The sequence below is a fragment of the Mechercharimyces mesophilus genome (assembly GCF_059818345.1).
On the sequence record NZ_JCBAPH010000001.1, the window covers coordinates 40783 to 67781 of the forward strand.

At 45.6% G+C, this 26999-nt stretch carries 37 protein-coding genes and 2 pseudogenes; 34 read left to right on the forward strand and 5 right to left on the reverse strand.

Annotated elements, in window-relative coordinates:
* Nucleotides 1-4: 4 nt before the first annotated feature.
* A complete protein-coding gene (locus AC6RGY_RS00235; protein WP_499858685.1) occupies nt 5-1372 on the forward strand; it encodes an AAA family ATPase in 1368 nt (455 codons plus the stop codon).
* Nucleotides 1362-2324, forward strand: coding sequence for a toprim domain-containing protein (locus tag AC6RGY_RS00240; protein WP_499858686.1), 963 nt, complete (start codon nt 1362-1364; stop codon nt 2322-2324). The genes AC6RGY_RS00235 and AC6RGY_RS00240 overlap by 11 nt, the downstream gene beginning before the upstream one ends.
* A gap of 34 nt (nt 2325-2358) precedes the next feature.
* On the opposite strand, the gene AC6RGY_RS00245 is transcribed toward AC6RGY_RS00240, so the two are convergent.
* The gene (locus AC6RGY_RS00245) at nt 2359-2586 is read right to left on the reverse strand and encodes a helix-turn-helix domain-containing protein (RefSeq protein WP_499858690.1); all 228 of its coding nucleotides are present in this window, start codon (nt 2584-2586) and stop codon (nt 2359-2361) included.
* A 254-nt stretch (nt 2587-2840) separates the two neighbouring features.
* Here AC6RGY_RS00245 and AC6RGY_RS00250 point away from each other — a divergent pair, with 254 nt between their 5' ends.
* The 23 genes and pseudogenes from AC6RGY_RS00250 (at nt 2841) to AC6RGY_RS00360 (ending at nt 18473) form a co-directional block, all read left to right on the forward strand.
* On the forward strand, nt 2841-3419 hold the full coding sequence (locus tag AC6RGY_RS00250) for a hypothetical protein (protein ID WP_499858693.1): 579 nt from the start codon (nt 2841-2843) through the stop codon (nt 3417-3419).
* 235 nt (nt 3420-3654) lie between these two features.
* Nucleotides 3655-4200 carry a hypothetical protein gene (locus AC6RGY_RS00255; RefSeq protein ID WP_499858696.1) on the forward strand — a complete coding sequence of 182 codons (546 nt, stop codon included), beginning with the start codon at nt 3655-3657 and terminating at the stop codon, nt 4198-4200.
* A gap of 105 nt (nt 4201-4305) precedes the next feature.
* Nucleotides 4306-5043, forward strand: coding sequence for a hypothetical protein (locus tag AC6RGY_RS00260; RefSeq protein WP_499858700.1), 738 nt, complete (start codon nt 4306-4308; stop codon nt 5041-5043).
* Nucleotides 5044-5055: 12 nt separating this feature from the next.
* On the forward strand, nt 5056-5277 hold the full coding sequence (locus tag AC6RGY_RS00265; RefSeq protein WP_499858703.1) for a hypothetical protein: 222 nt from the start codon (nt 5056-5058) through the stop codon (nt 5275-5277).
* Nucleotides 5278-5312: 35 nt separating this feature from the next.
* Complete coding sequence (locus AC6RGY_RS00270; RefSeq protein WP_499858706.1) at nt 5313-5654, forward strand: PDDEXK-like family protein; 342 nt, start codon at nt 5313-5315, stop codon at nt 5652-5654.
* Nucleotides 5655-5841: 187 nt separating this feature from the next.
* Nucleotides 5842-8001, forward strand: coding sequence for a DNA polymerase (locus AC6RGY_RS00275; protein ID WP_499858710.1), 2160 nt, complete (start codon nt 5842-5844; stop codon nt 7999-8001).
* Nucleotides 7961-8884 (forward strand): DHH family phosphoesterase, encoded by a 924-nt coding sequence (locus tag AC6RGY_RS00280; RefSeq protein WP_499858713.1) that lies wholly within the window; start codon nt 7961-7963, stop codon nt 8882-8884. Before AC6RGY_RS00275 ends, AC6RGY_RS00280 begins: the two co-directional genes overlap by 41 nt.
* Nucleotides 8885-8985: 101 nt before the next feature.
* Complete coding sequence (locus AC6RGY_RS00285; RefSeq protein ID WP_499858714.1) at nt 8986-9921, forward strand: hypothetical protein; 936 nt, start codon at nt 8986-8988, stop codon at nt 9919-9921.
* Nucleotides 9918-10415 (forward strand): crossover junction endodeoxyribonuclease RuvC, encoded by a 498-nt coding sequence (locus tag AC6RGY_RS00290; protein ID WP_499858716.1) that lies wholly within the window; start codon nt 9918-9920, stop codon nt 10413-10415. Before AC6RGY_RS00285 ends, AC6RGY_RS00290 begins: the two co-directional genes overlap by 4 nt.
* A 214-nt stretch (nt 10416-10629) precedes the next feature.
* On the forward strand, nt 10630-10950 hold the full coding sequence (locus tag AC6RGY_RS00295; protein WP_499858718.1) for a hypothetical protein: 321 nt from the start codon (nt 10630-10632) through the stop codon (nt 10948-10950).
* A complete protein-coding gene (locus AC6RGY_RS00300) occupies nt 10951-11184 on the forward strand; it encodes a hypothetical protein (RefSeq protein WP_499858721.1) in 234 nt (77 codons plus the stop codon). It begins immediately after the preceding gene.
* A complete protein-coding gene (locus AC6RGY_RS00305) occupies nt 11184-11438 on the forward strand; it encodes a hypothetical protein (protein ID WP_499858723.1) in 255 nt (84 codons plus the stop codon). Before AC6RGY_RS00300 ends, AC6RGY_RS00305 begins: the two co-directional genes overlap by 1 nt.
* A gap of 1 nt (nt 11439) precedes the next feature.
* Nucleotides 11440-12747 (forward strand): annotated as a pseudogene (locus AC6RGY_RS00310) (glycyl radical enzyme family protein); the annotation flags it as partial.
* 183 nt (nt 12748-12930) lie between these two features.
* Nucleotides 12931-13569: a hypothetical protein gene (locus AC6RGY_RS00315; protein WP_499858724.1), complete on the forward strand. Its 639-nt coding sequence runs from the start codon at nt 12931-12933 to the stop codon at nt 13567-13569.
* 55 nt (nt 13570-13624) lie between these two features.
* Nucleotides 13625-14581: pseudogene (locus AC6RGY_RS00320) on the forward strand (ribonucleoside-triphosphate reductase, adenosylcobalamin-dependent); the annotation flags it as partial.
* Nucleotides 14582-14608: 27 nt separating this feature from the next.
* The gene (locus tag AC6RGY_RS00325) at nt 14609-15397 is read left to right on the forward strand and encodes an N-acetylglucosaminidase (protein ID WP_499858725.1); all 789 of its coding nucleotides are present in this window, start codon (nt 14609-14611) and stop codon (nt 15395-15397) included.
* Nucleotides 15390-16043: a dUTP diphosphatase gene (gene dut / locus AC6RGY_RS00330; protein ID WP_499858727.1), complete on the forward strand. Its 654-nt coding sequence runs from the start codon at nt 15390-15392 to the stop codon at nt 16041-16043. The genes AC6RGY_RS00325 and dut overlap by 8 nt, the downstream gene beginning before the upstream one ends.
* Nucleotides 16044-16253 (forward strand): hypothetical protein, encoded by a 210-nt coding sequence (locus AC6RGY_RS00335; protein WP_499858731.1) that lies wholly within the window; start codon nt 16044-16046, stop codon nt 16251-16253. It begins immediately after the preceding gene.
* Between the two features lie 76 nt (nt 16254-16329).
* Nucleotides 16330-16998 carry an FAD-dependent thymidylate synthase gene (thyX, locus tag AC6RGY_RS00340; protein ID WP_499861392.1) on the forward strand — a complete coding sequence of 223 codons (669 nt, stop codon included), beginning with the start codon at nt 16330-16332 and terminating at the stop codon, nt 16996-16998.
* Nucleotides 16999-17193: 195 nt separating this feature from the next.
* Nucleotides 17194-17364 (forward strand): hypothetical protein, encoded by a 171-nt coding sequence (locus AC6RGY_RS00345; RefSeq protein ID WP_499858733.1) that lies wholly within the window; start codon nt 17194-17196, stop codon nt 17362-17364.
* Nucleotides 17357-17674, forward strand: a complete 318-nt coding sequence (locus tag AC6RGY_RS00350) for a hypothetical protein (RefSeq protein WP_499858734.1) — start codon at nt 17357-17359, stop codon at nt 17672-17674. Before AC6RGY_RS00345 ends, AC6RGY_RS00350 begins: the two co-directional genes overlap by 8 nt.
* Nucleotides 17674-18213: an AAA family ATPase gene (locus AC6RGY_RS00355; RefSeq protein ID WP_499858737.1), complete on the forward strand. Its 540-nt coding sequence runs from the start codon at nt 17674-17676 to the stop codon at nt 18211-18213. The genes AC6RGY_RS00350 and AC6RGY_RS00355 overlap by 1 nt, the downstream gene beginning before the upstream one ends.
* A complete protein-coding gene (locus tag AC6RGY_RS00360) occupies nt 18210-18473 on the forward strand; it encodes a hypothetical protein (RefSeq protein ID WP_499858739.1) in 264 nt (87 codons plus the stop codon). Before AC6RGY_RS00355 ends, AC6RGY_RS00360 begins: the two co-directional genes overlap by 4 nt.
* A gap of 228 nt (nt 18474-18701) precedes the next feature.
* Here AC6RGY_RS00360 and AC6RGY_RS00365 read toward each other — a convergent pair whose 3' ends face one another.
* Nucleotides 18702-19085 (reverse strand): hypothetical protein, encoded by a 384-nt coding sequence (locus tag AC6RGY_RS00365; RefSeq protein ID WP_499858742.1) that lies wholly within the window; start codon nt 19083-19085, stop codon nt 18702-18704.
* 113 nt (nt 19086-19198) lie between these two features.
* On the opposite strand from AC6RGY_RS00365, the gene AC6RGY_RS00370 reads away from it, so the two are divergent.
* From AC6RGY_RS00370 to AC6RGY_RS00405, 8 genes are all read left to right on the forward strand, one after another.
* Nucleotides 19199-19498 (forward strand): hypothetical protein, encoded by a 300-nt coding sequence (locus AC6RGY_RS00370; RefSeq protein ID WP_499858746.1) that lies wholly within the window; start codon nt 19199-19201, stop codon nt 19496-19498.
* A complete protein-coding gene (locus tag AC6RGY_RS00375) occupies nt 19495-20283 on the forward strand; it encodes a hypothetical protein (protein ID WP_499858748.1) in 789 nt (262 codons plus the stop codon). Before AC6RGY_RS00370 ends, AC6RGY_RS00375 begins: the two co-directional genes overlap by 4 nt.
* Nucleotides 20280-20510, forward strand: a complete 231-nt coding sequence (locus AC6RGY_RS00380; RefSeq protein ID WP_499858750.1) for a hypothetical protein — start codon at nt 20280-20282, stop codon at nt 20508-20510. The genes AC6RGY_RS00375 and AC6RGY_RS00380 overlap by 4 nt, the downstream gene beginning before the upstream one ends.
* Before the next feature lie 133 nt (nt 20511-20643).
* Nucleotides 20644-20964: a hypothetical protein gene (locus AC6RGY_RS00385; protein WP_499858753.1), complete on the forward strand. Its 321-nt coding sequence runs from the start codon at nt 20644-20646 to the stop codon at nt 20962-20964.
* 1 nt (nt 20965) lies between these two features.
* Entirely contained in the window at nt 20966-22330 is a 1365-nt protein-coding gene (locus AC6RGY_RS00390) for a DNA cytosine methyltransferase (RefSeq protein WP_499858756.1), read from the forward strand.
* On the forward strand, nt 22279-22653 hold the full coding sequence (locus AC6RGY_RS00395) for a hypothetical protein (RefSeq protein ID WP_499858759.1): 375 nt from the start codon (nt 22279-22281) through the stop codon (nt 22651-22653). Before AC6RGY_RS00390 ends, AC6RGY_RS00395 begins: the two co-directional genes overlap by 52 nt.
* 145 nt (nt 22654-22798) lie before the next feature.
* Nucleotides 22799-22945 carry a hypothetical protein gene (locus AC6RGY_RS00400; protein ID WP_499858762.1) on the forward strand — a complete coding sequence of 49 codons (147 nt, stop codon included), beginning with the start codon at nt 22799-22801 and terminating at the stop codon, nt 22943-22945.
* Between the two features lie 99 nt (nt 22946-23044).
* Nucleotides 23045-24595 (forward strand): recombinase family protein, encoded by a 1551-nt coding sequence (locus AC6RGY_RS00405; protein WP_499858766.1) that lies wholly within the window; start codon nt 23045-23047, stop codon nt 24593-24595.
* A gap of 10 nt (nt 24596-24605) precedes the next feature.
* Here AC6RGY_RS00405 and AC6RGY_RS00410 read toward each other — a convergent pair whose 3' ends face one another.
* On the reverse strand, nt 24606-25118 hold the full coding sequence (locus AC6RGY_RS00410; protein WP_499858767.1) for a S1C family serine protease: 513 nt from the start codon (nt 25116-25118) through the stop codon (nt 24606-24608).
* Nucleotides 25119-25326: 208 nt separating this feature from the next.
* Entirely contained in the window at nt 25327-25719 is a 393-nt protein-coding gene (locus AC6RGY_RS00415; RefSeq protein WP_499858770.1) for a hypothetical protein, read from the reverse strand.
* Between the two features lie 100 nt (nt 25720-25819).
* Here AC6RGY_RS00415 and AC6RGY_RS00420 point away from each other — a divergent pair, with 100 nt between their 5' ends.
* Nucleotides 25820-26020 carry a YqgQ family protein gene (locus AC6RGY_RS00420; protein ID WP_499858772.1) on the forward strand — a complete coding sequence of 67 codons (201 nt, stop codon included), beginning with the start codon at nt 25820-25822 and terminating at the stop codon, nt 26018-26020.
* Between the two features lie 29 nt (nt 26021-26049).
* Here the strand turns inward: AC6RGY_RS00420 and AC6RGY_RS00425 are convergent, their stop codons facing one another.
* Nucleotides 26050-26958 carry a hypothetical protein gene (locus tag AC6RGY_RS00425; protein WP_499858775.1) on the reverse strand — a complete coding sequence of 303 codons (909 nt, stop codon included), beginning with the start codon at nt 26956-26958 and terminating at the stop codon, nt 26050-26052.
* Nucleotides 26959-26999: the final 41 nt, after the last annotated feature.

Sequence of the window (26999 nt, forward strand, 5' to 3'; positions counted from 1 at the left end):
TAACTTGAAGAAAGGGGATGGATATGTGCCTAACGCAGGAATGAAATTGTTTTCTAAAGTGATTGACTCGAATGATCCGAAAGCGCTCGTTCGGTTTGGAGTCGAAGAATACCATCTTGCTACCGAGTCGGAAAAGAAAGCGTATCGATTTGTCCAAGATTACGCAGAGAAGAACCGAGGGACAGCGCCAGACTTTCGGACAGTGGCGGAGGAAGTCCAGGGTTTCGAGTACCACCCAAATGTTGGTGATGACTACGAATACCTTGTGCGAGAGATCAAGTCACATTCAGCCAAACAATTTGCTCAAAAAATGCTTCAAGACGAAGCGGTGAAGAAATTCTCAGAATTAGATGGCGAAAAATTTATAGAATGGTTGATTTCCGAATCAGAGAAGATTAAAATGAAAACAAATGTTCGATTGAGTGTCGGAACCAGTGTAAAATATGATACCTCGGCATTTTTGGAGGAGTACAAGAAGAGAAAGCTAGGTGAATCTCTGCGGATATGGAAGTCTGCATTCCCTACAATCAATAAGGAGATCGGGGGTTACTTCTCCGGCAATTTGTATACTTGGTACGCAAGAAGCGGGCGAGGTAAATCCGTAATCACGAAAACAGAGGCCGTTGATTCAGCGTTACAAGGAGCCAACGTTTTGTTTTGGGGAATGGAAATGGCTCGTTTCGAGATTATGGCGCGATTATATTCGATGATATCGGCTCGTGAAGGAGTCTTTAACAGGAAGATCGATGGACTGGACTATGAATGCGGCTTCGATAACCGCGCTTTGTTAATGGCGACATTGACGGAAGAATTCGAACAGGGCTTAGAAACGTTCCTCTCCGTAGTCCACGAGATGATTCCAGGGAACTTAATTATCCGCGCAGCAGACGACGAGGATTTCACTCGAAGAGACCTACGCCAATTGGAAGTGGACATAATCGAAACAGAGGCTGACGTAGTAGTTATCGATCCTTTTTACTACCTCGACTACGAGGCAAATACGACGAGGACAGCAGGCGGAGACGCAGCGAATACTTCGAAAAAACTTCGCCAACTTGCCGGAAGAACGAAAACCGTTATCCACGCGATTACTCAATCCGAAGAGATCCGGAATGACAAAGATGATGATGGAAATCGTCTGCTGAAAGCGCCAAACAGAGCGGAAATCAAGAAGACGAAAGCTGTTCTCGAGGACGCGACAAACACCTTCGGAATCGATACGCTCGATGGTCGCGGGATCATAGATCTTGGAAAAGGACGCAATGGCGGAGAGGGAGCGCAAGTCGAGCTGATCTACCTTCCGAATTACGGCATCGTTTGTGAAGTTCCGTCGGGCGGAGAGCCAGGAGGAGCGGATCAATTTGAATTTTGACGTTGATGTAGCGGAGGAACTTCTTGAATTCGAATGGCGCAATGCGGAATGGTGCGAGGACCGCCTCCGCGCTTGCAGTCCGTTTCGCTGTGACGACAGACGGCCTTCATTTTACGTTTGGCTACGAGACGATTCCGCTACGGGTGCGAAAAAGGGGTATTGGGGTGATTCGGGAGGATACGAATACCAGCGTGGCGGATTGGTTCGTTTACTGGCATTCCTTCGTGAGGAAACGGAAGAGGAGACGAGGGAGTATCTACGAGAGAAATACGTGGACGGTTGCGAGGAAGATGATCCGGATGAATTGACGTTGAAACCGTTGCTCGTCGAAGAGAAAGCGAAGAGACGATCGTTGGATTTGAAGATATTGAAACCGTATAAGTTTCGGCATCCGTATTTGGAAAAGCGGGGGATTTCGGAGAAGGTACAACGTGAAATGAACGTTGGATACGACAGAAAGCGGAAGGCCGTGACTATACCGTGGTTCTTGTCGGATGGGCAACTAGGAAACGTGAAATACAGACGTGTGGATAGTAAATCGTTCTGGTATCAACGCGGAGGAATGCCAATTCGCGATATGATGTACGGAATGGATGTCGTGAAAAGAAGAGAAGCGAAAGTGGCGGTACTTGTCGAGGCGGAAATAGACGCGATGACGGTTATGGAGTCGGGGTTGGTTGGAATCGCAGTTGGCGGTGCAAAGATCAGTGACCGACAAGTCGAGATAGTTGCGAACAGTTCTTTGGAAACAGTACTTATCGCGACTGATAACGACCTTGCAGGCACGAAGCTAAAGGAACAGATTATATCGAGATTGAGCGGATACGTTGAGTTGTCGGTTATTAAATTACCAGACGGGATTAAGGACGTGAATGAACTCGGAGCAGGCGAGGAATTACGAAGGTGTATCGAAGGAGCGGAACCGGTACCAACGCTATCGTTGCGCATATAAAAACGCCGGAGCGGATGTCCGGCGTACATAGCGACTAGGATTCGTCGTCTGGTACGTATTCAAATATGTCGGTTACTTGGATGTTGAACGTGTTGCAAAGTTTTTCGATGGTACCAAAGTTGATTCGGCTATCTTCATCGAATGAGTCCGCGTCTAATAGCTTTCCGATAGTTACTCGGTGTAGACCGGATTTATCTGCGATTTCAGTTGCTTTTCTGTACCCCAGTTTAGCCATAGTCACTGGAAGGTTATTTTTTATCATTGTCTGCCCTCCTTTTACACAGTTTATCACATTTTCGAAATTCTATCATAACATAATATAACTCTAAGGTGACTTTTTGTGATTCATCATTGACAATAAGTCACTATAGATTGTACAATAAGAACAGATATACGAAAGCTGTGCAAAGATGATTAAATAAATTTTCTGATAATAACTTTTTTCGAAAGAATGTTATCAAATCGTAACTGCTTCGCCCCTATCTATTGTAGAAACAGAAAAGGGAGAGGGTAATGTTGAATACAAACGAAAAACTGAATATGTTGGCGCTTCGAGCTAGAGATGGTTGCGAAGAGGCGAATCGTCAGTTGATCGATTATTTTTTGCGAAAGATCAACGATATCGCAGAAAGCATCTGGTACCATCTCAAGGATGAAAGCGCATTTCGATGGGAGTGCTTCAAAGAGGTTGAAAGCGCCATCGAGAGATATGACGAATCGAAAGGTAGTATACGGTATCTCATTGATAAACGCATCTATCAGAAAAAAAGTAAGTACCTTCGAGATCCCAGCCGTTCAATCGATACAGAGAAGATAACGAATGTCGAAGCAATCAAGGGATACGAACCTCCCGACATTTTGGCGGATGTTGAGGGCGGAATCATAGAAAGAGAAACGGAAGCAGAGATAAAAGAAAAGATCTCCACGTTGGCGCGCGGAGATCTCAGAAAAAACAGTCTTGTAATAAAGTGTTGGTTGGACGGAATGTCAGATACAGAAACCGCGAAAGAGTTGGCGCTCCGAGGCGGCTCAGTATCCTCACAAAAAGTATTCGTCCATCGACTGAAAAAACGTTGCCAATCGATCTTAGCTTAGACGATTGGAACGTAGAGGGGCGGAGTTGGCGCTCCGTTCCCTCATTATTATTATAATCGATTTTTACGCAATATACACTGTCATTGGCGCATATTGACCGCTAATTACGTAAATTAGCTCTATTTACTCATTAATCTTATTGTAAAGGGATTCATCTCGAAGGTCAACACAATAAATCTGTGAAAAATTTCATGGGTAGATAATCCCACTTAAGTTTTAAAGGAGCTGATAGTCTGTGTTTCAATTAGAAGCCAATATTAAAATCAGCGATCACGCAATATGGCGTATGCGAAGCAAATACAACCGTAACTTGTCTAGGCAAGGCGCGAAAAAATTTATTAGGCATCTAATAACGAAGGCGAAATTTATTTCCGAAGTGAAAGGCGATAAGGGTGAAGACAGCTTGTTGTTTGCGAGTGATCGGTTTGCGATCATAACGACACCCGATGCATCCGTAGTAAAAACAGTGTATAGAAAAGAGCTAATAGGCCATGCGACTATGAAGGAGAAGGTAAGGGAACTGGTCTCTAAAGAACAGAGAAAATATGCTCGTAGACTGAAGGCTGATATACGTAAATTCGAAAGAGAAAGGTTGGAGTGGGATCTATATATAGCAGATATGCGTATTCAGCAATATGAAACGAAGTCGGAAGCGAAAATAAACGCTGTTGAAGCGCATATCCGAGGAATTGAAAAGTACCTTGTTCAAGTCGAAGAAGACTTTAAAACGAGGCAAGACGAACATCGTCAGATAGCCACTAGTATGATCCCCGTTATGTAGCCGACATTACGCTTCTACGTCGGCGAAGCGATTACAAGCGAACCATCGTTTGATACCGTTTCGCGAGCGTAGAAGCTCGAAAACAATACGAAGGAGGACGATATATTGTCGTATATTGCGAAGAAGGGTCGCGAGGCAGCGGAATCAGTGAATGAAGAGAAGGCGGATGTATCGAAAGTTCTACGTCCATTGAAAAGCGGATCAAGTTTCAAGGTACGTGTTCCATCGACGGAAGATTTCGTCGAATACTTTGCGCACGGTGTTTTCGGGAAGTTTTACACAACTCCGTGTACAAAACCTGGAGGACAGCCTGATTACTACGACAAGGCTGTAGATTACCTGTATACGAAAGCCAACGAAGAGGATGACAAAGATAAAAAGAAGGAACTACTGGATCAAGCGTACCAACTGAAAGCGAAACCGCGATATTTATTTGGATTCATTAACCTTGAAGACGGGTCACCACTCATAGTGGATCTCACTAAAAACCAAGCCAAGCAAGTCATATCCGCTATCGATAAGTACACGAAGAAGATCAGTACATTTGCGTTCGAGCTGTCAAAGGAAGGAACGAAGATGGCTACGCAGGTATCGTTGACGCCAGTTATTGACGATGATGATTTATCCGAACAAGAGCGCAAACATTTCGAAAGTACAGAAGGGAAGTCGTTTGATGACTTGCTATACGAGAAAGTTTTAAAAGTCCGCAAAGAAGAGGAGCAGATAGAGGATTTACGTGCTTTCGGATTTGATGTGAGTAAGTTAGGTATCGAGACAGGCGAAGTAACTCCGATTGAAGACGAAGGTCAAGGAGACGACGGCGACGATAACTACCCATTCTAAGGAGGAGATATTTTGTTCAAAATCCATACGCCAGATCATGTCGTCGAGATCCCACGTGACGAAGAGATGGAGAAAAAGGCTCGTGACTATTTAGAAAGCGAACTACCTAAGTTTGGACCTGAGGGGTTTGAAAAAGCATCGTCATTCATTTGCCATTTGAGTGAGTTTGTGCGTGAATTGGCGGATGAAATAGCGTTGATGGCAATCGAGGGAGGAGAGGAGGAAGGCGAATAGCGACGGAAACAGCAAACGTAGGCAAGCATAGCGAATTGTTAGCACAGACGGCACTTCTCGCGAACGGCTACGAAGTGGCGGGTCCTTTGGCAACGGAATCATATGACATCGTAGCGAAGCACCCGCAGACAAAGCGATGGCATACGTATCAAGTCAAGACATGTAGAGTTCGTGAGGATCGCAATGGAGCGATAGTCGTCGAGGCGCGAAGAAGTGGAGGGAGGTATACGAAAGAAGACGCTGACTATTTCATAGGAGTATGCGGAGAAGACGTGTACTTGATCGAAAATGTCGGATTCAGTGAATACTGGGCGATGCCTACGACGATTGCAAAGTGGTCGAAATTGAAAACGAACATGAAGGAGATGGGGAAATGAAATCACATTTTAGTAGAGCCAAGAACCTTCACCTGACTCTATGCGCATCGATATTGATAACAATAGGGTTTGAAGTTGACGGAATTTTAGGGGGGATCGGCAATATATTGCTGTTACTAACGTCGAGTTGGATTTTAGGGACGGTGGCAGGGAGAGCTGATCACCGTTCGTAGAAGGGAGGCGAAATATGGAGCAATTAACGTTAAGTCTCGATATGAAGGAGGACGAAGAGGAGAAAGCTCGCAAACAACGCGTCAAGGCGGCGGAGGAACGACGAAACGCGACGATACCGAGCGCAGACGATTGGAGCCGGATCTTCGAAATGAAGAACAACGAACGCGACACAGAGAAACTACGCGAAGTTAAATCGGCTATGGAGGCGGGTGAAATTGCCCGTTCCTCCGAGGACATTTTCTATAAGAACGGGTGGTTGAAGAAGTTCAGCAAGGCGGAGGCATTACGGATTTGGCAACGGCTACAGGAGAGGGGGCGAGAGCGTAAATTACAGGAGTTAGTCGAGAGTACGCCGGATAACTACCACTTGATTACGACAGTTACGCAGTTAGACCAATTAATTAAAGACTTGTACAATGAACCAATTATCGCGGTGGACACCGAGACAACAGGTTTGAATGTGTATTCGGATCGAATCGTGGGGATCTCGTTCACATTGCCAAACGCTGATTACCACGTGTACATTCCGGTTGGGCATGAGGACTGCGAGCAGTTGACGAGAGAGTATGTGCTAGAGGAGATTCGAGGCATCTTGCAAGACGAGAGAATAGGAAAGGTGCTTCATAATGCGAAATTCGATATGCACATGTTTTTACGGCATGGTGTACGGATGCGTGGATTAGTTTGGGATACGCAGGAAGCTATGAAGTTGTTGAATGAGAACGAACCGTCAAACGCTCTTAAAAACCTCGCGACAAAATACTTGGAGGAGCCGTCGGATACATTCGGAGAGTTATTCGGAAAAGCGTTATTCAGTACGATTCCGCTTGACATAGCGCTAGTCTATGCTGCGAAAGATACCCACCTGACTTGGCGGCTATACGAGTTTCAACGAAAGCACATGGAGAAGTTGCCGAGGGTGCTGAACACTTACGAAAAAGTCGAGAATCCCTTGATTGAAATCGTGGTCGATATGGAGAGAACGGGATTTGTTATTGACCGGAACTACGCAAAAAAACTTGGATTGCAATTGGAAGCGGAGATTAGCGAGCTAGAGAGGGAGTTAAAAAAAGAATTTGGAGATATCAATTTTAACAGCCCGCAGCAGTTAATGAAGGTTCTGTATGAGGATTTAAAGCTAGGAAATCATCTTCCTCCTAGAAAGAAAAAATCCACAGATGTTGATACGCTAAAACTTCTTCAAAAGCATCACAACGGAGTAAAGCTACTGCTGGAATATCGTAAGAAGACGAAGTTATACGGGACTTATGTTAAACAACTGCCTAATCAGGCGAGATTAAATGGAAAGTTGCACGGCAGTTTTAATCAAAATGGTGCAGCAACTGGCCGTTTCTCATCTAACAATCCCAACCTCCAGAACCAGCCTAAATACGCACGGAAACTCTTCGTAGCACCGAAAGGAAATGTACTATTATCCGGAGACTTTTCGCAACAAGAACCGCGCTTGTTAGCCCACTTTTCGAATGAAGATATTCTTATCAACGCTTACCGCGAAGGAAGGGATTTGTACAGCACAGCGGCTTCAGAAACATTCGGCTTACCGCTTGAAGAATGTGGGGACGGATCGAAATGGCGGAAGATGATGAAGATCGGAATTCTCGCGGTTATGTATGGAACCTCTCCGAAAACACTTGCGGAACAACTTAGTATTACGAAGACAGAAGCCGAAGATTTCATTGAGACGTTCTACCGGAAGCATCCGAAAGTGAAACGTTGGATTTACGGAAACATTCGGTTTGCAAGGAGGAATAGATACGTTGAGATGCTGGGAGGCCGGAAGCGGAGACTACCGGAAATCAATTCGCGTGATCGATGGATGAGGTTACGGGCGGAGCGTCAATGTACTAACGCCATCATTCAAGGGAGTGCGGCAATCCAAACGAAGTTGACGATGATTGAACTGGATAAACTGTGCAAGCGAAAGGGGTGGCAGATGGCGTTGACGGTGCATGACGAGATTGGCGTATATGCTCCGGATTCGATTAGCTTGGAGGATGTAAAGGAATTCGAAAGTGTGTTTCTGGATACGGTGAAGTTGCGAGTTCCGAATAAGACTGATATTGAAATCAGCAGGAGATGGGGCGAAGGAAAAACGATAAAGGAGTGGTTTAATGGCGAAGAAAGTGAAACTGTTTACGCATACGGATCTTGATGGCGTGGGATGTGCGATAGTCGCTGCTCAAGTGTTTGGATCGGATGCGATTGAGGTAGATTACTGTGATTATGATGAAATAAATGAGCAGGTCGAAGGGTTTATTTTTAGCGAGGCAGAGCAGTTCGATTTGGTTTTCATCACCGATATATCCGTGAATGAAGAGACCGCCTTTCTAATTGAAGAAACCATTGCTGATAAAGTAAAGCTAATTGATCATCACCAGACAGCACTTTGGCTTAACAAATATGATTGGGCGACAGTTATTATTGAGGGCATTAAAGGAAAAGAGAGCGGAACCAGCTTATTTCATGAGTACCTACAATCGCTTGGGCATACCGATAGTTTCTTACCCACCTTTTGCGAGTTGGTTCGGAGGTACGATACTTGGGAATGGGTGACGAAGTTCAGAGATAATAAGTCCCCCAAGAAACTAAACGATCTGCTCTATATCATTGGACGTGATCGATTTGTTAAGCGTTTTTCGGATGCTACGGTGTCTCAAGCTAGATTCACGGATACAGAAGAACTACTCCTTGAACTCGAGGCGGAAAAAGAGTCCGCCTACATCGAGAAGAAGAAAACCGAAGTCCGTCGCCACACTATCGAAGGATACACGGTTGGAATCGTCTTCGCGGATCGTTATATCTCGAACCTCGGTGAGGAAATTGCGAAAGCCAACGATGACATAGATATTGTAGCGATGGTAGTGGCACCGAAAGCCGTCAGCTTCCGTACAGTGAAAGACGATATCCACCTAGGCGAATTCGCGAAGCAATTTGGTGGCGGGGGCCATGTGAAAGCGGCAGGCTGTCCATTACAGCAAGATGCGTTAGATTCGTTTATCGAATATGTTCTTGGAGGTGATGCGATATCCAACTAACCAGTCGAAAAGGAGTCGATACACTGCGTGAATCCATCGCAGCTGACCGCGGATTTACACTAGAGTCCGAATTCCTGCACATGATCGATACGTGGCATTCGATGCCGGAAGTTTGGGATTCTGATTTGGACCGACAGATTGCCGCTATGAATTACGAAATATTGCGTAATCCAGTTAAACTCAAATGGCCGAAGCAATTCTTCTCGCCGTCATCCGTAAATTCATGCAGACGTGAGCTTTACGTCAAACTGAAAGGAGCGAAGAAAGATAAAGTTGTTGATCCGCCGTATCGCGGTCGATGGCGACGGATGGGGACGATATTCGGTGACATGATTCAGCGTGATCTATTATTTATCGAAAAGCATTACGAAAAGGTTGTCGGAGAGGAGCCGTCTTTTACGGTAGAGCGTGTTGAACACGATGGACGGCAGTACCCAATGTGGGAGAAATTCGCGGAGAAGATATACTCTGAAGAACATGGCGGATACCTGATTAACTTTAAAGGTCAGCCTGACGGAATCCTTCGTCACAAGGACGGGCGACGGGTAGGGTTAGAAGTCAAATCGAAGCAGACATCAGCCACGAAGACTTCGAGGTTTTCAATGCGGGGTCCAGACGAGAATCACATTATGCAATGTATTACCTATGCGATTATGTACGATTTGGACGATTATATTTTGCTTTATGGAAATCTATCGAAGAAAGGATGGAATCTCACAGACGAAGAGTATAGAAAGAATCCAGATATTAGAGCATTTCATATCAACGTTAAGAAAAAAGATAAGGAGGAGTTGCTTAACGAGTTAGCAGGGATACTTGAAGCTGTCGATATGAACACTCCTCCGCGATTAAACCTGGCAAAATGGACGTTCAACAATTACAAAACGGCATGTGCATTGTCGTTAACCGAAGTTGAGGTTGAGGAGCTAGAGAAAGAGGTGAAGTTCGTTCTTAGTTCGAGACATCCGAGCTATGTATCGTGGGATCGCCAAAGGGCGCTTAACGAGATAAAGAAGATACGAAGTGAATCACTATGAGAAACCGCTATTTCGGATTAGACCTCTCGATATCCTACCCAGGCTTCGCGGTATTGGAGGTGAAGAAGAGCCGCAAGCCTACGCTTCTCTATTGTGGGCATCTTAAAACGAATCCGAAATTGCCGCATGGTGACCGACTAGCGCATATCAAGTCGTATGTAGAAGCAATCCGATATGATTACGGCCCATTCGTGAAGGTGATCCGAGAGAAGGCGTTTCACAACGCTAGGGTTCACGCAACAGCAGGCGGATATAAGGTTGCAGGGATCGTAGATTATGCGCTACGTAATGTGGAGATTGAGGAGTTAGCGAACAGTACCGTAAAGAAGGAGGTGACTGGGAACGGTCGTGCAGGGAAAGACGACGTGGAAGTGGCTGTGAGGGGGTGGTTTCCGGAAGAGGAGTTTAAAACGGATGACGAGAGTGATGCGGTTGCTGTTGTGTTGGCGTGGTTGCTACGTGAAAAATTGATTGAGAGGAGTGGATTAACCTGAACCGTGTATACATGAGAGCGCCTGTGAGGAGTATCGAACAAATATCGAAAAAATACTACGAAATGTTAGACGGGAGTCTTGGGGAACTGACTGAACGCGAAGGTAAGATATTAGATCAGATAGTAGAGGACTTCGATGAACTATCGTTTTCTTTGACCCCGGCACTAGATACTCTCACGGAATTACTGGGGTACGAGGGAGAGGAGGAAGGCGAATGACCGTCGAGGATTGCGTAAATGAATTCTCGAAGCATCGACGACTAATCAAGTTTTATCACACGGCTGTCGCGAAGAAAGTAGATTTACCGTCAAAAGACGTTGAGAAGCGTCTACTCGAACTCGCATATGTCGGCTACAAAGGACTCGGAGTACGTTGGGAGACGTTTTGCACCGAATGCTTTGGCTCACTTGAAACAAAAGAGAAACCGGAATACGGACATTTCATGGATTGCGAATACTGTGGCGAGGAAGATGTAAAGGCGACAAAGTGGACTGTTCAGTCAGTGTTCGGGTTTTACGATAGGGAGGCTAAATAAATGTTCTCAAGTTTAAAGGTGTTGTATTGGTGGATCGCTTACGGAGTATCGTCACTTATGGTTCTGGTGTTCGCTATATTAGGGATGATTTTTGAGAGCGACGTACTCGTGTGGCTTTGGGCGATCGGTCTTTCAGTGGAGTTTTTACTTTTGGTTGTAGCCGCAATCATGTATTGCGTGAAAGAGTATAAACGATTGAAAGCGGAGCAATCGGAAGGACAGGAGGCGAGATAATGCGTGAACTTTCCGAAGAAGAAGAACGATGGATGTCGCTTGGAAGGGTAGCGGAGTTGAAACGACGGCTGGATCGATGGGCCGACTATCGGGAAGCGCGGTATGCGGACTATCTGCGGTTGAAAAACGCTGGCGCATCTCAAGAGCAATTACTCGAATTAGATCGAGAGCTGCGTGTCATCGATGAGGAAGTAGACAAGATAGGTGAGGAGTTTGTATCTCAATATCAGTATAACCGAAAGAAAGGGTGGTAAATTGCAAAAGAAATTACTGACTGACGAATTCATATCGAAATATCCCGACTTTCCCCCGCATATGAACGAACTCGGAACATTCGTATACTATCGAACCTATTCACGTTGGATCGAGTCGAAGAAACGTCGAGAGACATGGAAAGAGACTGTGCGACGGGCAGTTGAGTACAACGTAGGGCTTGCTGTGAAACACTTGACGAAGATTGGATATGAGGTTGACTATGAGGGGCATCGAAGGGAAGCGGAGGAACTATTTGATTCGATATTCAACCTACGCCAATTTCCGTCAGGGCGGACGTTATGGGTCGGAGGCGCAGATACCGGTGTAGGAGAGAAATATCCGTTAGCACAGTTCAATTGTTCTTTTCTGAATATCACTAGTTGGGACGATCTTGGCGACCTGTTCTATCTATTGTTAGTCGGAACGGGCGTTGGATTCAAGTGTACGAAGGAGATGGCGAAAGGTCTCGCGCCAATCCGTGTGAATACGGAGCTACTACATTCCGATTACAATCCCGTACCAAAGAACAAGCGCCTTGAGTATACGAAACTTAAAACGCTAGATAACGGATACGCGAAGATTTACGTCGGAGACTCAAAGGAGGGTTGGGTTGAGTCGTTACGAATTTACTTCGACTTGTTGACGAAGAAGGAGTACGAATATATACACACCGTTAAAATCTCGTACAATAGCGTGCGCCCAAAAGGAGAGCGATTGAACACTTTCGGCGGGAGCGCCAGTGGATACGAGCCACTAAGTGAAATGTTTGAAGGCATAGAGCGCGTGCTGAAAAACAAGATTGATCCGCACTTAAATCCGCTTGAACAGGTTGGCAAAGGTTATGCGAGAGTCCGTCCCGTTCACATTTTAGATATCGGAAATTTAATTGGAAACAACGTAGTTGTCGGAGGCGTGCGTCGTACGGCCGAAATCTACTTGTTTGATTCGGACGACTACGAGAGTATGTTCGCAAAGTATGGGATCAATGGATTATGGACGGAAACACAGTTTGAGCAACACGAGAAGATTGGTCATCTGATGAAATCGCTAAGCATTCCGAAACCTCGATGGTGGGATGACGTAGGAAAGCGGAATTATGACGCAGATGTCAATGGAAAGGAGCCGTACAACTTCGGCCGTCCGCTCCACCATCGTCGGATGTCGAATAATTCGATTGCTTTCGAGGAGAAGCCGTCGCGTGGACTACTGAACCTCATATTCGAAATGATGCAGATGGAAGGCGAGCCTGGGTTCGTGAATCTCGAAGAGGCACGGAGACGACGACCAAATGCGGAAGGATTGAATCCGTTAGTGGTATAGCGGATATAAAACCTCTCTAATTGCTGGGAACCCCTAACGTAAAGTCGAGGGCAATCAGCAGCGAAGTCCCGAATAAGGGAAACGTTCAACGACTAGGCGAAAGCCGTAGGGCGCAAGAGCGCTCGAAACGGGAGGCAGTCGGCTCATTTAAATAATAAAAAGGAGGTTCTAATGAGGGAATTTTATAAAGAAATAGATTTCAAGGAGGAGTTTAGTGAGCATTTTAAAGGGTTCATGTTAGGCGATGGATATCTCTCTAACCGAAACAAGAGTAAATACAGCGCACAGTTTTGTTTATCTAACGTGAATCCCACTTATATAACAACAGTTTCAGATATGTTGACTCAACAAAATATAAAGAACTCTGTACGCTTATTCTCAAGGAAAGGAGGATTCAAAGGCTCGCGTTATTCTTCTGTCGTAACCACGCTATTTTACACGACATTCTCTGAGTTAGAAGAGAAGTGGTACAGAATGAGGGATGACGGGACTCACTATAAGAAGGTTCCCAACGATTTAAAACTTACGCGGACATCTTTACTGCATTGGTATATAGGGGACGGATATCTTGTTCATTTAAGAGGAGATCCTGTGCGGGTACAGTTTTGTACTGACCGATATACTGATGATGAAATTATGTTTTTAAGGGACTGTTTTGAGCGGGATATAGGCTTGGAAATACAGATTGACTGGAATAGAAGAAGGTTGAGAATTCCGAAACGATTATTGCATGATTTCTTTTCCGTTTTGCCGGAATGCCCGAATGAGTTTATAGAAGAGCTAGGTTATAAATGGATGAAAATCAGTTGAGCCGACTGATGATATAGTCTGAGCTGTATGGAAACATGCAGAGGCGGTGCGGACTCGGTACCGCCGTAACATTTCTGGTGCTGAAATCCTTTTGGATTCTTATGGGGTATGCAACCTAACGACGGTGAACCTTACGCAATTCGTAGATGAAAGCGGAAAGTTCGATTTGTACGGCGCCCTTGAAGCGCAAGAAAGAAGTGTACGCATAGGACTTCGAATGACACTAGCTGAACTGGAATTGCCACATTGGAACGAAATACAGCAAAGGGATCGACTTCTCGGCACTTCGTTAACGGGTGTCAAGGATGCAGGTATTTCTAAAGAAGAATTACGGATCTTGAGGGTGTTTGCGGAAGAAGAAGCGAGCCGATATGCGAAGGAACTCCGAGTCTCTACGCCACTTCTCGTCACGACAGTCAAGCCGGAAGGCACCCTTTCACAAGTCGCTGGAGGCGTATCCTCCGGATTACATTGGTCTCACTCGCCTTACTACATCCGTCGTATTCGAATCAACGCGACTGATCCGTTAGCGATAGTCGCGAGAGAACTCGGGTGGACGGTGAATCCCGAAATCGGAACGAAAGGAGATACGGAAGAGGAGCGGATGAAAAACGCACGAACGCTAGTAATCGACTTCCCTGTGTCATCAGGCGCAAAGAAGACGAAGGATGACGTATACGCACGAGATCAATTCGATACCTATTTTGAATTTCAGTCTGCTTACACGGAACACAACTCCTCCAATACGATCCATGTGCGGAGTGACGAATGGGAAGAAGTCGAAAATATCGTGTGGAGCAAATGGGACGAATTTACGGCAGTTTCGTTCCTTTCATATGACGGAGGGACGTATCAGTTAGCACCTTACGAGTCTATATCCGAAGCGAAGTATGAGGAGTTGAAGTCGAGTATGAAGCCGTTTGATCCTGCGTTGTTGACGAAGTACGAGAGCGGAGAGGAATTCGATATCGGTGATGATGGCTGTGAAAATGGGATTTGTCCGATTAGATAACAAAAAATTTGAAAGGATGATGTGAAAATGAGTTTACTTGTTAGCGAGGCTATTTCGGGAAGATTGAATGGAATACAGGCGACAACTTCGCCGATGACTTATACGGAGGCACTCGACACACAAGCAAACCTACAATGGCCACCGATCATCTATAAAGACGGCGGATGGCGACAAGCGACTCCGGAAGAAGTCGACGAGGAGTTGAATCCTGCGAACTCACTCGAAGGAGACGAAGTTCTTCAACATCTGAACCTTGCGCAGGTACCAGACGTTTCTGTATCGGATTTAGACGATTTTCTATCCGGTCAGGGTGTACTGGAAGGAATGGGCGTCATTTTCCTCGCAGGTGGGCTGATACAAAACGTTGATCCGATATACCTTGCTGTCCATTCTTCGTTAGAGTCGGGACGCGGAACAAGCAAGTTAGCAACGGGAACAGTCGAAGGATACGAAGGGTGGTACAACGTGTTCGGCATCGGAGCGATTGACGCGAACCCAAACGAAAGGGGAGCGCAGTATGCGAAGGAGAAAGGGTGGAATTCGGTAGCGAAGGCTATTTACGGCGGAATCAAGTGGATCTCGTATTTCTACATCCACGCCGGACAGAACACACTGTACAAAATGAAGTGGAATCCGGTTAGTCCAGGCGATCACCAATATGCTACGGACATTGGTTGGTCAAGAAAGCAGGCTAACCGTATCGCTAGTCATTACAGAACATTCGGAGATATCGAGGCGTGTTGGGACTTACCGAATTACGCGTCGGAAGCGACGATCAAATCACAACTCATATTAGAGGAGGATGCGAATGTTTAACGATCTTGGTCGAACTGAAAAGAAAACGTGGTACAACGCCAAGACTTCACAGATTGTACCTTACGGATACGATCTGAACGTCAAGGTGAAAAAGTTGCACCCTGACGCAGTGATTCCGCAATATGCGACGGTAGGATCGGCTGGATTCGATTTGGTAGCGACCGATACCGTCATCATTGAACCCGGAGAGACGAAGATGATTCCGTTAGGGTTGGCATTCGAAATCCCTCAAGGATACGAAATACAGATTCGAATGAGAAGTGGGGTTGCGCGTAAATCATCCTTACGGTTACCAAACGGAGTAGGGACAATAGATAGCGACTATAGGGGCGAGGTTAAGGTGTTATTTGAAAATACAGCTGCTATTAACGAACCAAATACGTTTATCGCACGCACGTTGCTGACATTTGATTCAGGAGCGATGGTTGATAAGGAATGTCCCAGTAACACGTATCTAATCCGAAAAGGAGACCGTATTGCGCAAGCCGTAATTGCGCCAGTCGTCCACGCCAATATCGAAGTAACAGAGGAATTAAGCGAAACTACTAGAGGGAGCGGAGGTTTCGGATCGACGGGTGTTAAGTCGTTGTCCATGTGCGCGAGCGTTGAAGAGTACGAGAGTCAATTCAAAGAGGGGGATGAGTAGGTGAGTGTATTAATGGCTCGACAAATTAGCGTCATTGTAACGGAGTCAACAGGAGGACGGGGCACTGAGGATTCCCCAGTTCATACGATATACCGCTATTGGTCGATGGATGGCGAATTGTTAGCGGAAACCAATCCGACAAACAAGAATTTTCCGCACATCAAATATAAACCGCCAGTGAAGTTCTGTGATGGAAAGGAATGCAAATAGTACGAAAGGAGGACGAAGATTGAGCGAAGTTGAGTTGAACGTAGAATTACTCGCCCATACAAAAGTATCCGAAAAGATGGCGTTTGAATTGCTACAATACGTCGGTCCAGGTGTACAGGAGTCACAAGGACTCGCTTTGACTGCGATAAGAACCTGTTATTCCGCGAATAAACCGAGCGAAATCGTTGCGAAAGAGGGGAAAAAGTATTTCCACAATGAAGCTACAGATGGCGAAAAGGGGGTGGAAGTTGACCGTTTGATTCGGCACATCATGCGCTCCAAGCATACGTCCACGATCGAGCATTTGAGCTATACGTTTGCTATCGAAGGATTATCACGGTCAGCATTGGCGCAATTGACGAGACATCGATTCTTCTCATTCAGCGTTCAGAGTCAACGGTATGTGAAGATGGGGAGTGACGACCGAAGTGGCGGATTTGATTACGTCGCGCCTCCTTCATTAAGTAAGTCAGAGAGTTACCATAACGCGATGAGACGTTCACAAGCGGTTTACGATGAATTGCGAAGATCAAGTGTGCTTGCTGAAGACGCAAGATTCATTCTCCCAAACGCCACAGCAACGAATCTCGTCATGACCGGGAATCTCCGAGCCATTCTCGACTTCTATTCGAAGAGGCAAGAAGGAAAGGGCGCACAGTGGGAGATTGCGGAGTTGGCCGAAAGGGTTCGGAGGGAAGTCGTCATGGTTGATCCGTGGGTAGATCCATTCTTTGACGAGATGTAGCGGGAAGAAGCCGCGTAGTAAATTACGCTGCGCGGCAAATTTTTTCTTTGGACGAAAAAAATCATCGAGATGTTATCAAACGCGGCCTACCTTGCCCCTATTAAAGATAAGAAAGAAAAAAAGTCCACAAAAAGTGCGCGAAGTTGCTTACTAATGACTCTAAACATTATAGAGGGAGAAAGGGAGGCGAAAGGTGTGGCTACGAAATTCTTCGACGGGAACGTAAAGAAAGCGAACCGACGGCGTAAAGACCAGTATTCCCAAGATACTCGAACATCGTCAGTCAACCGCTACAACGTCAATGACTTACCAGCGAATCATCCCTTGCGAGTCAAATACGGAAAGGAGTCGAATGTTCATGCGTGAGTGTATGACGGGTTTCGATTGTGTGGAGCGTAGAGCGCAAGTGGGTGAAAAGGTCGTAGCTGTAGAGGGACCGGATTACCTTCGTGGTCAGCAATTTGAAGTAGGCGACATCCTTAAGATCACAGATCAACGTGGATGCCTCGATGTAGGAGAATTTGGTCAACTCATTGACCAGACAGAATATCTAGTTCTAGTGCCGAAAGTGAGCGACATGGGTCGACTAGAGGAGCGTATGGAGTCGCTTGAATCGGAGGTTGAGGGACTGCGTAGCCAATTTACCTACTATGTAGAGAAGGAGGCGAAGGTCTAGTGAAGGTTGCATTGACGGGGAAGATGCGTAGTGGGAAGTCTACAGTTGCGGAGTATCTGAGCGAGAATTATGGATTCCATTCTTGCGCATTTGGCGATACGCTCAAACTTTTCGCCAACAAGCTGTTTCAGCCACGCCAGTTAAAAGATCGTCGGTTGTACCAATGGTTTGGTCAAACGATGCGAGAGCGGGAACCGGAAATCTGGGTACGACATTTAGAATACACGATATACGACTTAGTTACGACCGGAAAGAACATAGTCATCACCGATCTCCGACAGCCCAACGAATATCAATACTGCCGTGAGAATGGCTTCAAAATTATACGCGTAACCTGTCCGGATGAATTGCGTATAGAACGAATGAAAAGTGAAGGCGACATATACGACGAATTCATGTTGAACCACGAAACGGAAATGCACATTGACGGATTCGACGTTGATTTCGAAATTGAAAATAGCGGAAGCTGGCGGGACATGACGGAACAGGTTGGTGTTATTATACGAAATATTTCGCCATTAAAAGGGGTGAAAGCGTGAAGTTTCAAGTCGAAGATCTACGACCCATTTTGAACGAAAAAGACAACGAAGACAAAGGGTTGATTTTCGTTGACAAGATTCCAGGAGGTGGAGGTCCCGCGTGCTATCTCTTCACGTACATCTTCGCATATGAAGGGTTGTGCTACGAGATTACCGACATTTATTACGGGGAGCCGTCACATTATCGGGAATCTGACGATTGGGGTGGGGAAATACATGTTCCTCGATTGGGACGAAGAGGAAGAAAGGAGGTAGATTGATTGCGATTTAAACTTATCGACAACAACGTCACTAACGACGGAAAATACGAAATGACTTACGAAATTATCGACTCTCATGTCTTCTCGTCTGACAGTAAAGTTATTTATGAGTTCACGAAAAGACCTCCGTATAGTAACGCCTTGGAAAACGGAGATCTTGTAGTCATACGAAACAGCTTTGGAACTCCGATAGGTATCGAATGGACGTATTACCCTGACGGTTTCTAGTTACTTACCGATATTATCGTCCGGCGCGTCGTAGTCTTCTAGTTTAAATGTCAGCGCACCGTTCTCTTTCCCATCGAAGAAATATCGACGAGAGCGGTCGGTTGGTAGTTTGTATCGTTGTACTAATTGCCGGATCGTTGTATAGCCTCGAGTATCGAACTTATACGGTCTAGTATCTGTCAACCTCACAACATCAGGTTTGGCGAGGGCTATACGATGGTTAACCGGATCGTATCCGATATAAAGGGAAATCGGAATGTCTACGCAAGACAGTTCGACGCGGGCGAGCTTATTTAGAGATAGACGTTGTTGCTTGTCGATAGTGACGAACATATCCGTTGCGCTGCGGCCGCCGACACCTGCACTAACCCATTCGATTGACATATGTATAACCTCCATTGCGAGGGAATTCGTTACAGTTAGTTTTCTACCATTATATTCGTTTTACCTGCGAGGATGCAAGATAGTTACGGAATTTTCGAAAAGGAGGACGTTATTTGGGAAAAGCGCAAAGAAGTCGATGGAAAGCGAACATCGAATCTTTGAAAATCGTCAGTAAACCGAAAGACGAGATTACGGAAGGAGACATCGAGTTCTTGCGAGAGAACTACACTTCTCAAGGGGGTTTATTGCCGAAAGGATATAACGGTGGAGCGTTCTTTACACCGACTCATGTAGCAAAGTTCATTGGTGTCGGTGAAGAAGTTTCGTGGAACGGCCGTGATGTCTCTACGTGGGACTTCGACTGGCTGGACGAAATTGTGACCGATTACCGCCGAAAAGAGGCGGTCGAATGACGTATGAAGGCAATCGAGTGCTTTGTCGGGACTGTGTTTTTTGGAGCCACTGTGGAAATGCTGACGACAACTATGGGGTATGTGAAAAAGTGAAATCCAAGTATCTAAACGTGGATGTGAAAGTATCCGGAAAGAACAATGTGTGTAGGTGGTTTGATCCGTGGATTAAGCATCCGAATTATCCAGCGTTTGACTTCAAACAGTATTACGAGTGGCTTCTGGACGACTACTACAGACCAGAGGAGGTCGACAGGAGCGGTTCGAAACCGGTACTAGTCGATAAACCGTACCGTATGCGAAAGGTAAGTGTATTAAACCATGTAACGATCAAGGAACGGTACTTCGCTATTTATTACGAAGATTACGTCAATATAGACTTTATCTCCGATGAAGGGGAGGTGAGGAACGCGGGATGGAGACGGCAAACGTCCCCACGAAGCAGACGCGAAACAGTATATGACTCGATATCGATAAGTGACTTTGACGGAGAGTTTGTAAGTGAAGAGGAGTTAGAAAAGTATAAGAAACCTCGTGCGGGGAACTTCAAAGTCGGAGATATCGTAACGACTCCGATATATCGAAGGGTAAACGAATGGAGCGGTCAGCCTGGTGTGGTTGTTGAGCGGTTAAATAAAGAAAAAGTAATCGTATTAGTTTCTTCGCGAATTGCTGAACTGCGGTCCGTTCGATTTTGGTTCTTTGACCGCGATTTAACGAGGGGAGGAATGGTACCTGGCAGCGTAATGGAGACCGCAAAAATACTTATAGAGGAGGCAAGAAAATGATTGAGCGAAAAATTGATCACACCTATCAAGAGAATCGTATCGTTTGTCCTCATTGTGGGTTTGTATCAGATAACGATATTTGGGAATGGGGCGAGCAAGGTAATGCGGAATGCGAAGAGTGCGACGAGGAATTCAGTTATTACACATCTGAGGTAGTCCGGTACTACGACACGGAAAAGATTTTTCGAAGGAGGGGATCGAATAGGCGCGACAAAGCACGACATTGAAGAGCAACATCGCCGATACGCGCAAGACTACGACTGCATGACGCCACGTGGAGTCCACCGTCTTCTCCGTGATCGATTCAAGCTAGGCGTGAGATGTTACGACAAAGGCGATTACGCCGGAAAAGACATATTGATGGATTTACGCAATGCGCTCGATAAAGCGGAGTTGACTGAACGACAGAAGGAGGCGATGTATTACGTTTATGTGCGGGACTTACGACAAGTGGACACGGCGTTTGAGATGCGGATTACACAACAAGGTGTTGCTGATCATCTGATTGGCGCATTGAAACGGATAGCGAAAGTTTACGCAGAGTGGAACGGAGAAGTGCGGAAGGAGGAAATGGAAGCCTGTTATGTGTGCGGAAAGTACCTTCTATCCGGCGAAGAAAGAAGCGGAATGTGTATCGAGTGTGAGCGGAAGGAGTGGAAGGAGGCGACAGGCGATAAGTAAATTGCGAAATCATTACGGGTACGAGGTGAGGAGAGACGAAGCGCCTTTCGCAGACAAGATCCCGATGGGCGGAAACTGGCGCAGTCTAAGCCGAGAGGAACAGTTGACATTTTGGAACGGAAAGATACCGACTGACGGAGGAAGTACGAATGGTTTGCGTAGGAGAGCGTGGAATGAGCCTGCCGGAACCATTACGACCTCGCCGATTCAAAAACTATCGTGCCAGCTTCATCCTGGCGAAAATATTGAAAGGAGTGGATATATGACGTATAACGCAACACCAACGGAGACGTCGAATGGACTGACGGTTGCCGAGTTGTTTTGTGGGGGCGGTTTGATGGCGGTGGGACTGAAAGAAGCGGGATACGATATTGTCTGGGCAAACGATATAAATAAGCAAGCAATAAAGGCATACCGACACAACTTCGGAATGCACGCGGTTCTAGGGGACATAACAGAAATCAATCCTGACGGTATTCCGGATACCGATGTTATCGCAGGCGGACCACCGTGCCAAGATTTTAGCAACGCAGGTAAACATGACGGAGAGAAAGGAAAGAACGGCAGGCTAGTATGGGCGTATTTAAACATTATTGAGCGCAAACAGCCGAAGGCTTTCATATTTGAAAACGTTAAAGGGCTTATCGGAAAGCGCCATAGGGAAACGTTTGGCGCATTGATCGATAAATTTAACGAAATTGGATACCGAATAAGCTGGCGATTGATTAACGCTTGGGATTACGGAGTAGCACAGAAAAGGGAACGCGTATTTATCGTGGGTATACGAAGAGATTTGGACTTAGAATTTCAATTTCCGGAACCCGTTCCGAAGGATTACCGGACACAGGTATTGCGTGACGTGATTGGCGACTTACCGGAACCTGACCAAGAGTGGAACGTGAAGAAACCTGAACATCGAGCGGATATGAATGGACCGAGTCCAACCGTGACGACGCAGTTTCGATGCCAGACGGTGGAGATATCCAATCACGGCGCAAAGTCGCATTGGGTACCGAAAAGAGAGTATAACTATGATCAGTCATACCGCGTCCAATCAATGGTAGATCCATCAGATACGATAACTGCTCATCACACTTCGAAGCCAATTCATCCGATATCGAAACCTCGTAGGTTCACAGTTAGAGAGTGTTTACGAATTCAATCCGCACCTGACTGGTACGTCATACCGGAAGACCTTTCTCTATCCTCGCAGTACCGAATCGTCGGAAATGGCGTAGCGTGCCGAGTGGCGTGGTATTTGGGGAAAGAGTTAGCGCGACAATTAAAAGAACATTCGAAAAAGGAGGCGTTAGATTGGCTTTCACGATTACAGGCGATTACAAAAAACAATTCGAAAGCGCTGTAGATGCGTTGCTGGCGAAGGAGGCGTTTATTGAGGATCGGGATAAGCGGATGAGCGTGATTAACGATTGGATAATGGAGTATACGCATTTCATAGGGGAAGCACCGGACGCAAAACAACTGGAGCGATTGACGAATTATATTCTTCACGAAGAGCTATATGACACGCATCCGGATAAGGTACGGCGTACGGAGTATCCGATATTTAGCGACAGGCAACTGAAGAGGCGGAGAAGCGGAGAGGTTTCGTCGAAGAAGGCAAGAGACGTTGGGACGGATGGGCGTGATTATCGGAAGAAAACACGAAAATATGATCGAAAATATTAAACGATAAATTGATCGAAATAGGAATAGAAACGAACGGGTGATCGTATAAATAAAGTCGAGTTCTGGTCCAGTTAGCGGTTATAGGACAAATTGTGAGATCCGTATATTTCAATTGAGGTGAGGGCGGATGGGGGAGGAAAATCCGTTGAGAGAAGAAGATTCGAAGTCTACTTATGGAGACTTCGTTATTACCGTTAGTTACGGCGAGGGAGACGCGAGGGAAGCACTGCATAAAGCGATTACGGACTACGTAAATAAGACGTTCGGTGAAACTGTGATTATAAAAAGATAGCACTTTAGAGGAACAGTTAGGATGATTGTTCCTCTTTCTTTGTGAAAGATAAGCAACTACAATAGTAGTGATGTTGTAAATTGTGGGGAGGTGAATGTTGTGGCGTATTGTGCGATATATGCTCGCGTGTCTACAGATAAACAAGGCGAATCCGTTGAACACCAAGTTTCCTTGCTGAATGAATTTGCAAAAGGAAGAGGGTGGGAAGTAAGGGCGGATAGCGTCTATGAAGACGAAGGACTATCAGCTACGAGTAAAGCACTTTGGGAAAGACCGTCAATGTATCGCCTACTGAAAGATGCGGATGATGGTAAGTTCGATGTTGTTTTGTTTAAAGGTATTTCAAGACTTGCAAGGGATGAAGAGGAAGCAATTGGAACAGCAAACCGTCTTAAAGCCAAAGGACTTCGTATTATCTCTTTCGAAGAAAACTACGATTCGCAGACAACCCCTGATATGATCTTTACTGTTCACGCTTCCATGGCGAAGTATGAAGCGGAAAAACTTTCTGTTCGTGTTCGGCTGGGCAATATTGAGAAAGCAAAGAGAGGTCGCTGGGCGGCCGGTACTGCGCCTATAGGTTATGTGATCAGAGACGGAAAGCTAGAAATTGATCCCGAATATGTTGGCGTAACCAAACGGATTTTTGAAATGTATTTAAACGGAATAGGCGTTTATAAAATTGCGAAAACGTTGAGTAATGAAGGACTGCGGACCCCTAAAGGCGCATTATGGGGTCATACTACGATAAGCAGAATGTTGAAGAATCGAACCTATACAGGCGCGCTTATTTACAACCGAACAGGAGAGACGGTAATCAGGGAGTATGACGATGAAACCGGGCGAGCTAGAAAGTTGCGAAGATCCTCTCCCAAAAAAGAAGAGGACTGGGTTGTTATAGAGGGTGTTCATGAATCGTTTATCACTAAGGAAGAGTATGACAAAATTCAGCGTAGCTTGAGACAAAACGCTGTAAAAAGGAGACCGAATAAACGATACCCGCTATCAGGGATAGCCAAATGCAAAAAATGTGGAGATTCGTTGGTCGCGGTGAAGAAAATAAACCGAAGAAATGGCAAGGAACTCGTGTACCACTACTACCGCTGTCATACGTACCATCGCTTGGGGAAAGCGATATGCGAAGGAATAACGATACCTGCAAAGAAACTGGATGAGGCTGTATACTTTGACTTGAAGAATCGTTTATCGATGATAAGAGACGACAAAACCTACTGGGCTTCTTTTAAAGAAAATAAGATAGATACAGCAACGATTGAAGCAGAAATTAAAAAAACAGACAAAGCAGTAGCGCGGTTGCAGAAAGATGTTAGTGATATTTTCAGTCAAAGAGATCTATTCGATGACGAAACTTACCAAGCAATATTGAAAGAAAAGAAGGATTCAATATCTATGCTTAGGGACCGGAAAGTCGAGCTGGAAGAGAAATTGGCAGAAGTTCTGAGCGGGGACGACAAGATTGAAAAGATTAGGGAGCGGGTTGACGAATTTTTTGCCGTGAACGAAGAAGACGATAATGAACTACGTAACTTGTTCGAGGTATTTCTTGAGGAAGCAATTGTAGACAAGAATTCGTTGGATATTCGATATGCAGTTGATTTCCGCTCCATACTTGAAACGAAGGATAGTTAAGGAGTTTATTTTATCTTTTAATGGTCAATTTATATTCTGTTAGGTTGCCTACCGCTATGACCCACTCTCCTACCTCGGTTGATTTGGAAGAGCCGAGCTTGACTGGTTTTAGTTGACGTGGGGGACGGATGTGGATGAGTGCGAGATCACGCTTAGGGTCATTCCATACGACACTGGCGGGAAAAGAATGTTTGTATCCATACAAGTTGACGGATAGTTTGCGAGTGTCGCGCACGACATGCTCATTGGTGATAATGTATCCGTCTGGATGAATGACAAACCCAGAGCCGAAGTGCTGTGAGGGAGAACTCTCACGTCGGAGTTCGGGGAGGAACAATCCCAGTAGGGGGTTGCTAGTGGGGAGTTTCGCTTCCTCTTCCGCTACAATGGTGGCGACTCCACTTCTTACTTGACGGACGACACGCACAAAGTAATTGGTTGGATGGTCGGCGGCTAGTGATTGGGTGGGCTGGCGTTTTACCGGTTGCGCTTGACGGGAAGTTCGTATGCGTTTTCTTGCCATGTGTTCGTTCCACTCCCATCATCGATTTGTCATGCAGTATCGTATGCAGAGAGGCACGAGTGGGGAAGGGCATTTGTCTGAATCGGATAGGCCTAGATCAGAGGAAAAGGAGGAAGAGAGAACAGAAGAAGGCAGGCGAGATTCCTGCCTCCTGGGTTGTATAAATAGATAAATTATCTCTATAAAGGCGTATCTGAGAAGCAGTGGATCATATTTGCGTTGGTACTGCCACAAAGGGAGAATGTTGTTCAATATACTGGATAAAGCGTTTATTGAGAGGGACGATGAGGTCGGTCTCTCCTCGTTCATAGCGGCCACTGGGCTGAATGACTTGTAAGCGACGCGCAGATAATCGATAGTAGTGAGCGAGGAATCGTGGAGTGATGGTCATCTCTCCTACTTGGATGGGCTGGTGATTTGCAGCTGTTTTGTCGAGGGTGAACGGGACCATGCCAACCAGGTCCTCGAGGAGTAAGTGATAAGAAATGTAAGGCTTTTGAAAGACGAATTCTTTGGTGGTTAGCGTGCATCCGATGTGGGCGCGCGTTTGATAAATCAATAGCTCTCCTGCTAACGGTTTCACACGAATAAATTGAGACAACTGCCCACCTCCTCATGATATCAATAGCGATCCGTTGTTATCCTTTAGTGTATCATAGAAGAAGAATAAGAAGCACGAAGAAAGAGTTGGGGGAATGAGCATGGATTCCATTCGGGATGTAAAAAAACTTTTGCAGAGTATGGGGGTATACGTCTATACCGGTGATGCACAGGGAGATTTGGAACTGATGTTATCCGAACTAGCCGATATGCGTGATTTTGGTATGGTAGATAAAGCGACCTTTTTGAAGGCTTATCGGGTTATTGGTCAGGAGAAGAGAAAGTATAGTGGAAAGAGATAAACAAGAGGAGAGGAGACCCTACCTCTTGTTTACTTTGCTTGCCGATGAAAGGCGTGTGCGGTAACAAAAAGGTTTCCGGCTAGCGAAGTGGGAAGTGTGGCAATCATGCTCCACCGATAGCTGTTAGCCTTTTCGTACTCAGCCTGACTCATCATGCCGAAGGGATAAGTATAGATCAAAAGCGGGATGGAACAGCCTTCTTCAGATAAAAGCTCCACGAACTCCCGCATACGCAAATCGACGCCGTTATGGGGGCGATAACGTAAAATGAGAATATCCATGAGATCATTTTGAATATATTGCTTTAATTGATCATAATTATACGGTACCACCTCGATATTCGTTAGACCGCGCTTTCCGATTTCAGCCAGTTCGACCGATTTCATTTGTTCGCCATCCTCTTTTGAACCTGTGACCAAGACACGTGCCTTTTTATACGCCATCTCTTTATCGACGAGGTGAGAAAGGGCTTCAATTCGTTCTTGAGCATGGTCCATCTCTTGCCGCAGAAGTTCGCGAAACTCCTGATTGGTGTGTTTTTTCGTCTCACTCAATTGCTTGTAGAGCGTGAGTTTGTGATTATCCATGGTTTGTTTCATGTCTAAAGCAGAACGGCCAAAAAAATAAGTGATCAGGATGCCGATGAAAACAATCACACTACCGCCCACATACAACAGTAGATTAATTGTATCCAAAAAACTTTCGCGCTCATTCTGCACAAATTCCCGGTAATGACTCATCTCTTCCTCTACCGATTGACGAAACGAAGCGGTCTCCTCTTTAAGGTATTCGTAGTTTTCTCGTTCAAGTTGGAGCTGACGAATTTCCTCTTCCAATTCTTCTACTCTCTCTTCTGTACTTTTCTCGGCATAGGTAAGTGGTGCTCCTGTAAGTAACAGTAGGCCTAAAAGTAGAAGAATAATATAGTATTTCTTCACCACAATCCTCCCATTTTCAAAGTAATACCCGAGTTCCATTG

Coding starts and splice junctions, on each gene's coding strand:
- AC6RGY_RS00245 (WP_499858690.1), bottom strand. CDS start 2,586: ATGATAAAAAATAACCTTCCAGTGACTATGGCTAAACTGGGGTACAGA.
- AC6RGY_RS00275 (WP_499858710.1), top strand. CDS start 5,842: ATGGAGCAATTAACGTTAAGTCTCGATATGAAGGAGGACGAAGAGGAG.
- AC6RGY_RS00280 (WP_499858713.1), top strand. CDS start 7,961: ATGGCGAAGAAAGTGAAACTGTTTACGCATACGGATCTTGATGGCGTG.
- AC6RGY_RS00285 (WP_499858714.1), top strand. CDS start 8,986: ATGCCGGAAGTTTGGGATTCTGATTTGGACCGACAGATTGCCGCTATG.
- AC6RGY_RS00290 (WP_499858716.1), top strand. CDS start 9,918: ATGAGAAACCGCTATTTCGGATTAGACCTCTCGATATCCTACCCAGGC.
- AC6RGY_RS00295 (WP_499858718.1), top strand. CDS start 10,630: ATGACCGTCGAGGATTGCGTAAATGAATTCTCGAAGCATCGACGACTA.
- AC6RGY_RS00300 (WP_499858721.1), top strand. CDS start 10,951: ATGTTCTCAAGTTTAAAGGTGTTGTATTGGTGGATCGCTTACGGAGTA.
- AC6RGY_RS00305 (WP_499858723.1), top strand. CDS start 11,184: ATGCGTGAACTTTCCGAAGAAGAAGAACGATGGATGTCGCTTGGAAGG.
- AC6RGY_RS00315 (WP_499858724.1), top strand. CDS start 12,931: ATGAGGGAATTTTATAAAGAAATAGATTTCAAGGAGGAGTTTAGTGAG.
- AC6RGY_RS00325 (WP_499858725.1), top strand. CDS start 14,609: ATGAGTTTACTTGTTAGCGAGGCTATTTCGGGAAGATTGAATGGAATA.
- dut (WP_499858727.1), top strand. CDS start 15,390: ATGTTTAACGATCTTGGTCGAACTGAAAAGAAAACGTGGTACAACGCC.
- thyX (WP_499861392.1), top strand. CDS start 16,330: ATGGCGTTTGAATTGCTACAATACGTCGGTCCAGGTGTACAGGAGTCA.
- AC6RGY_RS00350 (WP_499858734.1), top strand. CDS start 17,357: ATGCGTGAGTGTATGACGGGTTTCGATTGTGTGGAGCGTAGAGCGCAA.
- AC6RGY_RS00365 (WP_499858742.1), bottom strand. CDS start 19,085: ATGTCAATCGAATGGGTTAGTGCAGGTGTCGGCGGCCGCAGCGCAACG.
- AC6RGY_RS00375 (WP_499858748.1), top strand. CDS start 19,495: ATGACGTATGAAGGCAATCGAGTGCTTTGTCGGGACTGTGTTTTTTGG.
- AC6RGY_RS00380 (WP_499858750.1), top strand. CDS start 20,280: ATGATTGAGCGAAAAATTGATCACACCTATCAAGAGAATCGTATCGTT.
- AC6RGY_RS00385 (WP_499858753.1), top strand. CDS start 20,644: ATGGATTTACGCAATGCGCTCGATAAAGCGGAGTTGACTGAACGACAG.
- AC6RGY_RS00410 (WP_499858767.1), bottom strand. CDS start 25,118: ATGGCAAGAAAACGCATACGAACTTCCCGTCAAGCGCAACCGGTAAAA.
- AC6RGY_RS00420 (WP_499858772.1), top strand. CDS start 25,820: ATGGATTCCATTCGGGATGTAAAAAAACTTTTGCAGAGTATGGGGGTA.